The organism is Bacillus haimaensis (assembly GCF_048270625.1).
Classification (GTDB): domain Bacteria; phylum Bacillota; class Bacilli; order Bacillales; family Bacillaceae_I; genus Sutcliffiella_A; species Sutcliffiella_A haimaensis.
In genome coordinates, this window is record NZ_CP158164.1 from 1,331,297 (window position 1) to 1,345,010 (window position 13,714).

At 43.9% G+C, this 13,714-nt stretch carries 15 protein-coding genes and 1 riboswitch; of the genes, 14 read left to right on the top strand and 1 reads right to left on the bottom strand.

The genetic code is table 11. The features are described from left to right. Nucleotides 1-134: 134 nt before the first annotated feature. The 8 genes from ABN702_RS06720 (at nt 135) to ABN702_RS06755 (ending at nt 5,987) form a co-directional block, all read left to right on the top strand. Nucleotides 135-917 (top strand): segregation/condensation protein A, encoded by a 783-nt coding sequence (locus ABN702_RS06720; protein WP_417900847.1) that lies wholly within the window; start codon nt 135-137, stop codon nt 915-917. Beyond that, the gene (gene scpB, locus ABN702_RS06725) at nt 904-1,482 is read left to right on the top strand and encodes an SMC-Scp complex subunit ScpB (RefSeq protein ID WP_417899956.1); all 579 of its coding nucleotides are present in this window, start codon (nt 904-906) and stop codon (nt 1,480-1,482) included. Before ABN702_RS06720 ends, scpB begins: the two co-directional genes overlap by 14 nt. Nucleotides 1,483-1,558: 76 nt before the next feature. Then, the gene (locus ABN702_RS06730) at nt 1,559-1,987 is read left to right on the top strand and encodes a hypothetical protein (protein ID WP_417899957.1); all 429 of its coding nucleotides are present in this window, start codon (nt 1,559-1,561) and stop codon (nt 1,985-1,987) included. A 96-nt stretch (nt 1,988-2,083) separates the two neighbouring features. Then, nucleotides 2,084-2,572 carry a YpuI family protein gene (locus tag ABN702_RS06735; RefSeq protein WP_417899958.1) on the top strand — a complete coding sequence of 163 codons (489 nt, stop codon included), beginning with the start codon at nt 2,084-2,086 and terminating at the stop codon, nt 2,570-2,572. Nucleotides 2,573-2,695: 123 nt separating this feature from the next. Continuing rightward, nucleotides 2,696-3,574 carry a superoxide dismutase gene (locus ABN702_RS06740; RefSeq protein WP_417899959.1) on the top strand — a complete coding sequence of 293 codons (879 nt, stop codon included), beginning with the start codon at nt 2,696-2,698 and terminating at the stop codon, nt 3,572-3,574. A 138-nt stretch (nt 3,575-3,712) separates the two neighbouring features. Continuing rightward, the gene (locus tag ABN702_RS06745; protein ID WP_417899960.1) at nt 3,713-4,864 is read left to right on the top strand and encodes a D-alanyl-D-alanine carboxypeptidase family protein; all 1,152 of its coding nucleotides are present in this window, start codon (nt 3,713-3,715) and stop codon (nt 4,862-4,864) included. Then, nucleotides 4,861-5,451 carry a nucleoside recognition domain-containing protein gene (locus ABN702_RS06750; RefSeq protein WP_417899961.1) on the top strand — a complete coding sequence of 197 codons (591 nt, stop codon included), beginning with the start codon at nt 4,861-4,863 and terminating at the stop codon, nt 5,449-5,451. Before ABN702_RS06745 ends, ABN702_RS06750 begins: the two co-directional genes overlap by 4 nt. Nucleotides 5,452-5,453: 2 nt before the next feature. Beyond that, nucleotides 5,454-5,987, top strand: a complete 534-nt coding sequence (locus ABN702_RS06755) for a spore maturation protein (RefSeq protein ID WP_417899962.1) — start codon at nt 5,454-5,456, stop codon at nt 5,985-5,987. 30 nt (nt 5,988-6,017) lie between these two features. Here the strand turns inward: ABN702_RS06755 and ABN702_RS06760 are convergent, their stop codons facing one another. Beyond that, on the bottom strand, nt 6,018-6,245 hold the full coding sequence (locus ABN702_RS06760) for a hypothetical protein (protein WP_417899963.1): 228 nt from the start codon (nt 6,243-6,245) through the stop codon (nt 6,018-6,020). Between the two features lie 273 nt (nt 6,246-6,518). Here ABN702_RS06760 and ABN702_RS06765 point away from each other — a divergent pair, with 273 nt between their 5' ends. The 6 genes from ABN702_RS06765 to ABN702_RS06790 all read left to right on the top strand — a co-directional run bounded on the left by ABN702_RS06765 (nt 6,519) and on the right by ABN702_RS06790 (nt 13,337). Beyond that, the gene (locus ABN702_RS06765) at nt 6,519-7,247 is read left to right on the top strand and encodes a pseudouridine synthase (RefSeq protein WP_417899964.1); all 729 of its coding nucleotides are present in this window, start codon (nt 6,519-6,521) and stop codon (nt 7,245-7,247) included. 161 nt (nt 7,248-7,408) lie between these two features. Further along, entirely contained in the window at nt 7,409-7,939 is a 531-nt protein-coding gene (gene resA / locus ABN702_RS06770; RefSeq protein ID WP_417899965.1) for a thiol-disulfide oxidoreductase ResA, read from the top strand. 12 nt (nt 7,940-7,951) lie between these two features. Then, nucleotides 7,952-9,601 (top strand): cytochrome c biogenesis protein ResB, encoded by a 1,650-nt coding sequence (resB, locus tag ABN702_RS06775; RefSeq protein WP_417899966.1) that lies wholly within the window; start codon nt 7,952-7,954, stop codon nt 9,599-9,601. 11 nt (nt 9,602-9,612) lie between these two features. Then, on the top strand, nt 9,613-10,776 hold the full coding sequence (ccsB, locus tag ABN702_RS06780; RefSeq protein WP_417899967.1) for a c-type cytochrome biogenesis protein CcsB: 1,164 nt from the start codon (nt 9,613-9,615) through the stop codon (nt 10,774-10,776). A gap of 75 nt (nt 10,777-10,851) precedes the next feature. After that, complete coding sequence (locus ABN702_RS06785) at nt 10,852-11,571, top strand: response regulator transcription factor (protein WP_417899968.1); 720 nt, start codon at nt 10,852-10,854, stop codon at nt 11,569-11,571. Continuing rightward, nucleotides 11,568-13,337: an ATP-binding protein gene (locus ABN702_RS06790; protein WP_417899969.1), complete on the top strand. Its 1,770-nt coding sequence runs from the start codon at nt 11,568-11,570 to the stop codon at nt 13,335-13,337. Before ABN702_RS06785 ends, ABN702_RS06790 begins: the two co-directional genes overlap by 4 nt. A 91-nt stretch (nt 13,338-13,428) precedes the next feature. Further along, nucleotides 13,429-13,631, top strand: a riboswitch (cobalamin riboswitch). The last annotated feature ends 83 nt before the right edge of the window (nt 13,632-13,714 follow it).

The window sequence follows — 13,714 nt, forward strand, 5'->3', positions numbered from 1 at the left end:
CTTTAAAAAAGGATAATAATATTTTATCATAATCCTTATAATACTATAAAATGTTGCTGGAATACTTTATACTATGATAGAGTTCGGAAAAATTCGAACCTGTTAAATTGTTTTGATTGAAGTTAGGTGGATGAATACCCGTGCAGGAATATAATGTGAAAGTTGAAGCGTTTGAAGGTCCTTTGGACTTGCTGCTTCACCTGATAAACCGCTTGGAAATAGATATATATGATATTCCCGTTGCTCAAATTACTGAGCAATATTTATTTTATATACATACGATGAAGGAATTACAATTGGATATTGCAAGTGAATACCTCGTAATGGCAGCCACATTGCTGGAGATAAAGAGCAAGATGCTGCTCCCGAAACACGAGGAGGAATTGCTTGAGGAAGATGATGACTTCGCAGAATACGAGGAGGACCCTCGTGAGGAGCTGATGAACCGTCTGATCGAATACCGGAAGTATAAAGAGGCGGCTGACGATCTGAAGGAGCTGGAAGAAGAGCGGAGCCACCTATTTACCAAAGCGCCGAGTGACCTGACTGAGCTGATGAAAAATGTGGCACCTGATGAAGTGAAGCTCGATGTATCTTTATACGATATGCTTGGTGCGCTTCAAAAGCTTATGCGTCGCAAGAAGCTTCAAAAGCCTTTGCAGACTAGAATTGCCAGGCAGGAGATCCCGATTGAAAAGAGAATGGCAGAGCTGATAAAGGATCTGCGCCAATTTAAAGGGAGAAAGCATTTCTTTGAACTATTCCCCGAATCGAGCAAAGAGTATATTGTGGTGACCTTTCTGGCCATCTTGGAGCTGTTGAAAAAGAACACCATAATGCTTGAGCAGGAAAATAACTTTGCAGATATTTATGTTTCCTATCAAGAAGGAGGAAATGAGGAAGTTGGATATTATTAATTGGAAGTCGATTGTGGAAAGTCTGCTATTCGCAGCAGGGGATGATGGTCTGACCCTGAAGCAGCTTTCCACTGTGTTGGAAATAGAAGAAAGTGAGGCTCTGGATGCCATTTCTGCACTTAGGGAGGATTATCATTCTCCAGATAGGGGAATAGCCATCATAGAGCTTGCAGGTACCTTTCAGCTGACTACGAAAAAAGAACACTCCGTCTATCTGAAGAAGCTGGTGGAATCGCCGACATCCCAGTCGTTGTCACAGGCAGCATTGGAAACACTGGCGATTGTAGCGTACAAGCAGCCAATCACCAGAACGGAAGTGGAGAGCATTCGCGGGGTTAAAAGTGAACGGCCACTCCAGACGCTTGCCGCCAAAGCGCTTGTAAAGGAAGTGGGCCGTGCGGAAGGCACAGGACGCGCCATCCTTTATGGAACCACCAAGGAGTTTCTCGACTACTTCGGACTGAAGAACATCAAGGAGCTTCCGCCACTTACCGTCGCAACCGACGATCCGGATGAAGAGGCAGATCTGTTCTTCGAAAAGTTTCAAGAAACGTTTGAAAATTAAAACGATTTGTTAGTGTTGTATGGTAAAATAGTTATACATACTAGATTTGGAACTTTTAAGGAGTGGCATCTTAACTATGAGAATAACTGAAATCAGAGGCTATGAATTGGAAAAAGCTCAATCTAATACGTCAGAGGATTTCTTTAACCGTTCGGAAGTGACATTTTCCGAAGATGGCGAGGAAAGAACATTTCATGTATTATATATCCGATATTTTGATGAAACATTTCCTGAGTTTTTGAATATTGGGGTGGATGGAGATCCTGTTTTTAAAGTAGGCGACAAGGAAATCCTATTTAAAGATCTGGTGGCACTTACCCTCCTGATCAAAAATCCAAGTTTTCGACATCGGAAACGAATCTACATAAATACCCGGGAAGATTTCGCCTCCTATTTTGAAGGTGTTAATATCCCAAAGCTGAAAGAGATATTTGAAGGGCTTCACACCAAAGGGGAATATACCCTTTCGTCCCCACTGAACTTTTTAGCTCAGCCATCCTCATAAAAGAACAAGCTGGTCATAAATATAGTTTGTAAGTCGTATTAACACAAAAGCTGCGGCATTTTCTATAAAACCTTAAATATGGAGGGTCCATTACACATGGCAAATACGATTGTAAAAGCTCAAACAGAACAAGTAGAGAGTTTTTTAGGAAATACTGTTCATCAACTAAACGATTTCCTGAATGAAGCAACCTTATCTTCACTGATGGAAGAAAGTGACGGAAGCAGGGAATATGTTAGCCTCCTATTGGCTAATACGCGCAGACTAGCAGTTTTCTGTGATGAAGGGCACAATGCCTGTCAGGTTATTTTAAAAAGTGAGCCGTTCCGTAAATCTGCCGCCGAGAAGGTGCTATATAACATCTACCACCAGTGCATCGAGGAGTTCTTTGCTCCAAAGAATGATGCTTGGTATGAGGACAGCCGTTCCGCTTATACTGGCAAAAACTCGATTCAGTTCCATGAAGCGCCTCCTACACAATTGAAGGCCGTCATCCGCCACTTGGAAAGCGATTTTCAAACAATCCGTGAGGAACTGGAATATTACGAAACAGACTACCGCACAAAAATGATGCAAAGCAATTAACCGTTCACCCTGTCCCTCGTTGGGCTGGGTGTTTTCTTTTTGAAGAGCAATCGGACAACTTTCTTTTTTTCTCCCAGAAAGCATAGGATATCACGATGACTTCAAAAAGGGAGGACCTCTAGGATGATCAGCCAGAATCAGCAGGTTTTCAGAAAATACTTACAGGACACGGAACATTGGTGCTTGGAGATACTTACGGAGAATGGGCAAGTACGATCGGAGTGGCAGTCGGAAGTGAGAAATCTTCTTTCCTCTATACAAAACGCCCAGGAAAAGGAAGTGGTTCAGGAATCGGAAGTACTTTATGTCAAGCAGAAGCTCGATGATTTACATCAGCTTTTGGATATGCAGCAACCGTCCAGACAAAACAGTGGCCGTGTCCCAATCGGAGGACATAAGCTTCCTCCTCTACCTTACCGCTATAACGCACTTGAACCCTATATATCAAGGGATATCATGGAACTGCACCACCTGAAGCATCATAAAAGCTATGTGGATGGTCTCAATAAAGCAGAGCTGAAAATGCAGGAGACCCGCGCAACGGGGAATTTTGATCTAATAAAGCATTGGGAGCGGGAAGCAGCCTTCCATGGATCCGGACATTATTTGCATACAATGTTTTGGGGTAATATGGCTCCGAATGGCGGAGGACAGCCTAAGGGGAGACTCCTGGAACAGATAAACCAGGACTTTGGAGGCTATGACAAATTCAAGAAGCATTTCACGGAAGCAGCAGACAAGGTGGAGGGTGTTGGGTGGGCCTTGCTCGTCTGGTCCCCGCGAGCCCATCGACTGGAGATTCTCCAAACAGAAAAGCAGCAGCTGTTCACTCAATGGGATACCATCCCGCTCCTTGGTTTGGATGTGTGGGAGCATGCCTATTACCTGCAGTATAAGAACAACCGCAGGGACTATATAGACAAGTGGTGGAATATCGTGAACTGGCGAGATGTGGAGAAGCGGTATCAGGAAGCGTCAAAATTGAAGTGGCAGTCTTATTGATTGGAAAGGGAGCCTTCTATATGTAGGCTCCCTTTCCTGTTTCGCATTAACTTATGATTGCCTTTTTTTAGCGAAAAAATCATATTGGGACAGCTTGTGCATAAACTTGTACAAACATAGACAAGGGATGGGGATTGGATGGTACGAGCTAGAATTGTGTTCATCATCGCTTCTATTGTGGTGCTGATGTTTAGTATAGGCATTCCTCAAAAGGCGGTGGCCGAGCAGGTTGGCGTAAGTGCGAGGAATGCAATTTTGATAGAACAAGAGAGTGGCAGAGTGATTTTCGAAAAAAATGCCCATGATAAACAGCGCATCGCCAGTATCACGAAAGTAATGACGGCCATACTCGCCATCGAATCCGGAAAAATGGGTGAAATCGTGACTGTCAGCGAACGGGCAACCCATGCAGAGGGGTCGTCGGTCTACTTGAAGCCCGGTGAGAAAATCAAGCTCGAGCATCTTGTGTATGGATTGATGCTGCGTTCAGGGAATGACACGGCCGTTGCCATTGCCGAGCATGTAGGGGGCAGCCTCGAAGGGTTTGTTTTCCTGATGAATGAGAAAGCGGCGGAACTGGGAATGAGCAATACAGAGTTTGCAAATCCCCATGGCCTGGACGATCATGAGAATCACTACTCGACTGCCTATGATATGGCCCAGCTTACCCGCTATGCAATGGAAAATGAAAAGTTCAGGGAAGTGACTGGAACAAAGGTATATCGTGCTCCAGCTGCACCTGGAGAGTCCTGGGATCGAAGCTGGACAAATAAGCATCGACTGGTGACGGGTATGTATTCCTATGCAACCGGTGGGAAAACAGGTTTTACCAAACGTGCAAAGCGTACGCTCATCACTACCGCTTCCAAGGATGGACTGGATGCAATTGTTGTCACCTTGAATGGGCCGGATGATTGGCAGGATCATATCTATATGTTCAATCGAGCCTTTGTCGACTACAAGCTATACAACATAGCCAATGAAGGAAAGCTTGAGGACATTGACAATTCATTTTATAAGGGTAAAGTATTCCTTTCGCGTGATATCAAGTATCCAATGACAAAAAAAGAACGGGAAAATGTCCGGATCAATATCGAGCTTGTCAAGCCGAGAGATGACTGGGAGCGTTCCAATAAAGTACCTGATGTAGTCGGCAGCTATACGCTAATCCTGAACAATGAGGCTGTGATCGAGACACCAATATATTTTGAAAAGGAAAAAGAAGGCTCAGGCGGGTTCTGGTCGATCTTCAAGAATATCTTTTTTATTTTTGGTGGTAATCTGCCATGATCAATATCATTTGGGTAGCCATGACGATCATTGGCATTCTTTTTGCGATGATCAATGGAACAATGGATAAAGTGAATGAAGCAATCTTTCTTGGGGCAAAAGAAGCGGTCACCATATGCATCGGGTTTATCAGCATCCTTGTTTTTTGGCTGGGCTTGATGCGGATTGCCCAGGAGGCGGGGCTTCTCGAAAAGCTCGCAGTATTATTCAGGCCGTTGGTCAGGAGGATTTTCCCCGAGGTCCCGCCGGAACACCCTGCCATGGGATATATGCTGTCAAATATGATTGCGAATATGTTTGGACTTGGAAATGCGGCAACTCCAATGGGAATAAAAGCAATGGAACAGCTGAGGGAGCTGAACGGAGGGAAAATAGAGGCAAGCAGGTCCATGGTTACCTTTCTTGCCATTAATACTGCAAGCATCACGCTCATTCCCACTACGGTTATCGCGATTCGGATGAATTATGATTCCGCTTCACCGACTGAAATCGTGGGACCGACCTTGGTCGCGACGGCGTGCTCCACAATTGCAGCCATCATGATAGACCGTTTTTTCTATTATCGCAGAATGGCTAGGAGGAGGTAGAGATGCAGCTCATATCCTTAATATCTCTTTGGTTAATCCCTTTTCTGATCGGGTTCATTCTCCTTTATGCAACCTTCAAAAAGGTGCCGACCTATGAAACATTTGTTGAAGGAGGAAAGGAAGGGATCAAAATAGCCATTTCGATCATCCCCTTTCTCGTTGGGATGCTGGTCGCCATTTCCATTTTTCGCGCTTCGGGTGCGCTGGACTTTTTGGTGGACTTTTTGAGGCCGGCGATGAGTGCCATCGGTGTACCGGCTGAAATAGTCCCTCTTGCGATCATTCGTCCCATTTCGGGTACTGCTGCACTTGGGATGACGACGGATATGATTGCAACGTACGGTCCGGACTCCTTTATGGGGCGCCTTGCTTCCGTTCTGCAGGGAAGTACAGACACGACGCTCTATGTACTCACTGTCTATTTCGGCGCAGTAGGGATCAAAAAAATGGGAGATGCCCTGAAGGTGGGCCTCCTTGCCGATGTAGTCGGGATCGTAGTATCGATTCTCGTTGTCACTTTTTTCTTTGGAATCTAAAAACACAAGGTGCCCCTTGTGTTTTTTTGTTTAGTAAGCTTGTGACAAAGCACTTTTTATTGCAGTAGAAGCGGTTTCTATATCTGAAAAGTGCTCGACAATGCCTTGTTTATCTCTGGCAATCTGATAGCAGCGATTATTACTAAGATAGGTAATGGAAAGCGGTTGATCCGGATTCGTACAAATGGTATACGTGATTTCCGTATCCAGATAGGTTCCCAACGTTTCAAGCACCTGTTTGATTTGTACATTATTCATCAACATTCTCCTCTGTACGGAAATTGAAAACTTTTCCTGTTAAGAATACTATATCAATTAAAGACGACTGAAGGAATATGGGATACGGGGTAATTTCTTTAAGCCATTAGTAGTATGGGATAGTACCAAATTATTAAAGGGATATTATTTTACTATCCTTTTTAAAATTACTAAGGGTATAATTAGAGTTTGTGAACGATGGGAATCATATTAGTATGGAAATCTTGGCTTTTCTTATGAAAGTCATGTAAGATGTTGAATGAGGTGAAAGAAATGGAACGGTTACAGAAAGTGATTGCGCATGCAGGGATTGCATCGAGAAGAAAAGCAGAACAGTTGATTCAAGAAGGTAAAGTCAGAGTAAATGACAAGGTTATCAAAGAGCTTGGGGTAAAGGTTTCCCCAAATGATAAAATAGAAGTGGAAGGCATTCCTGTTGAAAGGGAAGAGCCGGTTTATTTTGTGTTATACAAACCAAGAGGTGTCATCTCCAGTGTCAGCGATGATAAAGGGAGAAAAGTAGTAACTGATTTTTTCCCGCTAATCGAGGAGCGGATCTATCCTGTCGGCCGGTTGGATTATGATACATCCGGATTGATCATCATGACCAACGACGGAGAATTCGCCAACAGTCTGGCACACCCGAAATCCCAAGTGGATAAGGTTTATATTGCAAAAGTGAAAGGGATACCATCGAGGGAAGCGATTCGGAGCCTGGAGCGGGGCATTAAGCTTGAAGACGGAAAAACGGCTCCAGCAAAAATCAAATTCATTTCGATGGAAAGAACAAAGGAAACGGCAATCTTTGAAGTGACGATTCACGAAGGCCGCAATCGCCAAGTGCGCCGCATGTTCGAAGCAATTGGCCATCCAGTGATGAAACTGAAACGTGAACGCTATGGCTTCCTGACACTGCAAGGCTTAAAGTCGGGCGAAGCAAGGGAACTGACGCCGCATGAAGTAAAGCAGCTTCGAGTAATGGCAACCAAGCCAGGCAAATAAAAGCACGATGAAAGCGGAGGTGGGGAAAGAACCGCTTCCGTTTTTTTATGTTTTGTTGTGTTCACATAAGATTCATATTCTACTATCAGTGGTAAAAGTAGTGAATGTTATAATAGCAAGGATGATACGATACGACTTATGGTATAGGAGAGTAATGAGGAATGAGTAAAAAGAAACGTTTAGTGATGCGTACAGCGATTCTGCTTCTCCTGTTATCTGCAATAGGGTATACGTTATACGCGAATTTTTTTACATCTAAAGAATTGGTTGGTGTGGGAGATAAGGCCCCGGACTTTGTCTTGATGGACTTGGAAGGCAACGAGGTAAGGTTATCTGATTTAAAGGGCAAGGGTGTATTCCTGAACTTCTGGGGAACATGGTGTGAGCCTTGTGAACGGGAAATGCCATATATGGAGAATCAATATCACGTCTTTAAAGATCAGGGTGTGGAAATACTTGCTGTTAACATCCAGGAAACAAATGTTGCTGTGGAACGGTTTAAAAACAAACATCAACTGACTTTTCCTATTCCGATGGATCGCAAAGATCAGGTGAGACAGGCATATGGAGTCGTACCTTTGCCAACTACGATTCTGATTGATGAGAATGGCGTAATTGTAAAAAAGGATTCAGGGCAATTGACCGAAGCGAAAATAAAGGAATACATGGAAATGATTAAACCGAAACAATAGGGAGTTTTACGTATGAAGGATATTAAATGTGAGTGCGGACATCTGAATCCGGAAGGCACGATTCTTTGTGAAGCTTGCGGAAAGCCGACAGAGAATGAAACGGGCCAGGAAAAACTGCTGGATATGAAGTATGAAGGCAGTGCCAGACGTTCTCAAACGTATAACAAGACCATCATAGATAAGGTATGGAATTTCTTTTCTTCTGTTAAAGTGGGAATCTGGATAATCGTCCTTTTATTGGTTTCCTCTGCTTTTGGTACGATTTTCCCGCAAGTAGGATACATACCGCAAAACATTCCTGCAGATGTCTATTATGAACAGGAACATGGTTTTGCAGGGAAAATGTATTATACCCTTGGTTTTCACGATCTTTATGGTTCATGGTGGTATTTGCTTCTGATTGCAGCACTTGGAATTTCATTGGTGATTGCAAGCCTTGATCGTTTTGTTCCATTATACAAAGCGTTGAAAACCCAAAAGGTTACCAGACATGAGAGTTTTCTTAAGCGGCAACGTGTATTTGGACAAACGACTGTTGAAAACGCGGCAACGGAACTTGAAAAAGTAAAAGATGGCCTTAAAAATAGAAATTATAAAATACGTGAAGAAAATGGCAATCTATTGGCTGAGAAAAATCGTTTTTCCCGCTGGGGGCCTTATGTGAATCATATCGGACTTATCATCTTCCTGATTGGGGCTATGCTCCGTTTTTTCCCGGGCATGTATGTAGATGAAGTACTGTGGGTCCGTGAAGGGGAAACAAAGCTTATACCAGGTACAGATGGGCAATACTATATGAAAAGTGAAGGCTTTGTTTTTGAAACTTATGACAGCAAATCCTCGGATGAAGTATTTGAGTCTGCCATTTCCAGAGCTGGAGAAGGTGCCATTGCGAGCAATTTCCAAACAAATGCCGTTCTTTATGAACGAAAAGGCGAAATCGTGGTTGGCGCAGAGCCGGAACTTGAAAAAGTGAAAGAGCATGCTGTAAAAGTGAATCAGCCATTAAAGCATGATTCCTATGCATTCTATCAAGTGGACTATAAATTGAACGAATTCAGCGCCATGAGCTTCAATGTGGAAAATAAAGAAACACAGGAAGTCTATGGTACAATCAAAGTGGACCTGAATGAACCGGAAAAGAAGTATGATTTAGGGAACGGCAATTCAGTCGAACTCGTAAGTTATTTTCCTGATTTTATCCTAAAAGACGGAGAGCCTAAAACAAAGACAAGGGTGCCGGACAATCCTGCCTTTGTTTTCCGTATGATAACGCCTGAAACTCCGGAAGGGGAAATCAGCCTGGTTGCCATACGTCAGAACATTGAACCGAACGGAACCAATATAAATAAGATGAGCTTTGCCGGTGTAGAGACACGAAATGTTTCAGGATTGACCGTTCGGAAAGACCACACCCTTTGGATACTGGGGCTTGGTGGGGCAATCTTCATGCTTGGAGTGATCCAGGGCATGTATTGGAACCATCGCCGTGTCTGGGTCCAGACACGAGGAAATGAAATCTGGGTGGCAGGACATACGAATAAAAACTGGTTTGGACTAAAGGGCGACATCAATAAAGCATTGCAAGAAACATCGATTAGCATACCGGTTGATCAAGTGGAACAAGAGCAAGAGAGCAAGAAAGAGAAAGCGGAGGAATAGGAGGTTCAACAATGGCACAGCTTAGTGGTAATTTACTATATACCGCATTTATCCTATATCTAATAGGTACCGCCTTTTTTGGTGGTGCAATTCGTGCTAAAAAGAGTAGCAAAGCAGCCAAAATAGGAATTTCTATTACTATTTTGGGTTTCCTTGCACAATTAGGCTATTTTATCACGCGATGGATTGCAGGTGGTCATGCACCTGTCAGCAACCTGTTTGAGTTTACAACTTTCTTTGGCATGATGCTCGTGCTGGCATTCATCGTCATCTATTTCATCTATAAAACTAGTACGCTAGGCGTCTTCACCCTGCCAATCGCATTGTTGTTGATTGCCTATGCAAGTATGTTTCCAAGAGACATCGCGCCATTGATTCCGGCGTTGCAGAGCCATTGGCTTGCGATCCATGTTTCGACTGTAGCGCTTGGAGTGGCGATCCTGTCAGTCAGCTTTGCGGCAGGTTTGATTTATCTTGTAAAAGTGGTAGATTATACGAAAAAGGGAAAAAAGACATTTTGGCTGGAGCTGACGCTCTATTCCTTAATCTGTTTCCTTGGCTTTATTTTCCTCTCCATCGGCTTTGGTGCATCAGGGTACCAGGCGGAATTCTCCTATATTGACAAAAAAGGTGCCGATGCGAATGTCGAATATCATCTGCCGGCATTAGTGGGGCCAAATGAAGGAGAACTCCTGACAGACGGAAGAATGGATGCCTTGGTGAATATGCCGGCTTATGTAAACACATTAAAATTGAATACGGTTATATGGTCTCTTTTTGCAGGTTTGCTCTTGTATGGACTTTTACGACTGATCCTTAGAAAACCAATCGGACAGGCATTGAAGCCTGCCGTTAAAAAAGTGAACCTGGAGCTTGTGGATGAAATCAGCTATCGTGCGGTAACTATCGGATTCCCGGTATTCACACTTGGCGGACTGATTTTTGCAGCGATTTGGGCACAGATTGCCTGGACTAGATATTGGGCATGGGATCCAAAGGAAGTATGGGCACTCATAACCTGGCTATTCTATGCAGCCTACTTGCACCTTCGCCTTTCCAAAGGATGGGAAGGGGAAAAATCAGCATGGCTTACATTGGTCGGCTTTGCGATTATTCTTTTTAATCTGATTGGTGTCAATTTAATTATCGCAGGTTTGCATTCGTATGCTATGTAACGCAGAATATGAAGCCTTCACAGCAATGTGAGGGCTTTTCTTGGAAATTGAAACAAAACCAGGAGGGGAAAATTCATGGAAAAAGACGTAAAAATTCTTGTTGTGGACGATGAAGATCGAATCAGAAGGCTGTTGAGAATGTATCTGGAAAGAGAGAATTATTTAATAGAGGAAGCGGACAATGGTCACACCGCATTGGAACTTGCACTGGAAAATGAATACGATGTCATTCTCCTTGATATCATGATGCCAGGCATGGACGGCATGGAGGTATGCAAGGAAATCCGTGAAAAGAAAGCGACTCCGATCATCATGCTGACAGCCAAAGGGGAAGAGACCAACCGTGTCCAGGGCTTTGAAGTTGGAACTGATGACTACATAGTGAAACCATTCAGTCCGAGGGAAGTGGTGCTTAGGGTAAAGGCGTTGCTGAGACGATCTTCGACCACAACCTTCCTGACTACGGAAACAACAACAAAGGATGTCATCGTATTCCCTCATCTGACCATCGACAATGATGCGCACAGAGTTACATCCGATGGCAAGGAAGTGAACCTGACACCCAAAGAGTATGAGCTACTCTATTTTCTTGCAAAATCTCCGGACAAAGTTTTTGACCGTGAGCAGCTGCTGAAAGAAGTATGGCAATATGAATTCTTTGGTGACTTGCGAACCGTCGATACACATGTGAAAAGACTTCGCGAAAAGTTGAATAAAGTATCAGAGCCAGCTTCCAAAATGATTGTGACCGTATGGGGCGTAGGGTACAAGTTTGAGGTCGGCAGTGACTCATGATTTGGAAAAGTGTAGTTGGTAAGCTATGGCTAACCATTTTACTTTTAGTATCCTTTGTGCTTTTTGTACTTACAATCCTGTTGCTGGAGTTTTTCGAAAACTATCATGTCAGTGAAGCTGAAAAGGACCTGACAAAGGATGCAAAAAAAATATCGCTCATTCTTGAACAGCATGCAGATAGTGAACAGGCGATGAGTATCGCATGGGAGCTGGTGGATGAGGCGACAAGGGTGGTAGTGTTCTCGGATGAGAAAGACTTTAGCCATTCCCCAAACGAAACGCTCAGTCATCTTCCGGCTTCCTTTTTCCTCGATGATCCACAACTCTCCCTTGTGTTCGAGGATCAGCCGATTGTTACGAAAAAAACCTATTTATCCGATACTAGCATAGATGATGAAATGTATGGGGAAATCATGATCGTGGGGGTTCCGCTACACCTGGATGAAACACAGGATGGAGCTGTCTTCATCTATCAATCCTTGCTTGCCATCAAGGAAACAACAAAACAGACAACCCAGCTCATTTTACTCGCAGCCGGATTTGCCATTTTCCTAACAACGATTTTTGCATTCTTCCTATCTACGAGAATTACAGCACCTCTCCGGAAAATGAGGGAGGCTGCGTTTGAAATTGCACGAGGCAAGTTTGATACAAAGCTTCCGATGCTCACTCACGATGAAATTGGGGAGCTTGCGATGGCATTCAATCAGATGGGACGCCAGTTGAAATTCAATATAAATGCATTGAATCAGGAAAAAGAGCATTTGGCGAACATATTAAGCTCGATGGCGGATGGTGTTATCACCTTGAACCGTGACGGAACCATACTTGTCTCGAATCCTCCAGCTGAACGCTTTTTGCAAGCCTGGTTCTACCAGGAAGGCAGTGACAATGGGGAAGACCTTCCATCAGAGGTGAGGGATATGTTCCAGCGGGCGGTTTCCATTGAAAAGGAACAAGCAATTGAGCTCACCTACCAAGGGCGCACCTGGGTGATTGTGATGAGCCCGCTATACAGCCAGACGCATATACGTGGGGCGGTTGCCGTTATCAGGGATATGACGGAAGAACGCAGGCTAGATAAGCTCCGCAAGGACTTTATAGCGAATGTATCACATGAACTGCGTACACCGATTTCCATGCTGCAAGGATACAGTGAAGCAATCGTCGATGATATTGCCGGAACGGATGAGGAGAAAAAAGAGCTTGCGTCTGTCATCTATGATGAGTCCCTGCGCATGGGGAGACTGGTTAATGATCTTCTCGACCTTGCGAGAATGGAAGCGGGGCATATATTGCTGAACTATGAAGAAGCAAATGTTGCAGTATTTGTGGAAAAAATAATTCGCAAATTTCAGGTGCTGTCAAAAGAAAAGAACATCAGTCTAAGTTACGAGATGACAGGACAGGGAAAGATCGCATTTGATGTAGATCGAATGGAACAGGTTTTGACCAATCTGGTTGACAATGCGATCCGGCATACGGAAAATGGGGGGGGAATTACGATTCTAGTCAATTTGTCTGATCTAGGCCTGAAAATGGATGTAAAGGACTCCGGACACGGTATTCCTGAAGAGGATCTGCCATTTGTGTTTGAACGGTTCTATAAAGCGGACAAAGCGCGCACAAGGGGACGAGCAGGGACGGGACTCGGCCTTGCCATTGTAAAGAATATTGTCGAAGCGCATCATGGCCAGATCTCCGTTCATTCAAAATGGAATGAAGGAACGACATTTTCCCTGTTTATTCCACGAACAATGAGTTAATATGTTTAACATTAGCGAAAAATCTTGTTTACTATGAAACATTTTCTTGTCAGCAAGGGGCATATTGTGTAATATGAAAGCTAGTTAACTGAATAGTTTTGAAGATGTTGGTGTCACCTCGGTGGCTTAAAAGGGAATTTGGTGAAAGACCAAAACTGTCCCCGCAACTGTAAATGTGGACGAAATGAGATAACCACTGTATGTTCCGGCTTGAGAGATCAGGCTGCCATATGGGAAGGCTCAAAGTAGGGTGAAGCATGAGTCAGTAGACCTGCCAATTGTCTAAACTTAGTTTCAATGCTTCGGGGGTTGAGTGAGAGAGACGGCGTTTTCTATTATTTTTTTCATATGCCGTTTACACCTCATCCTTCAAACAG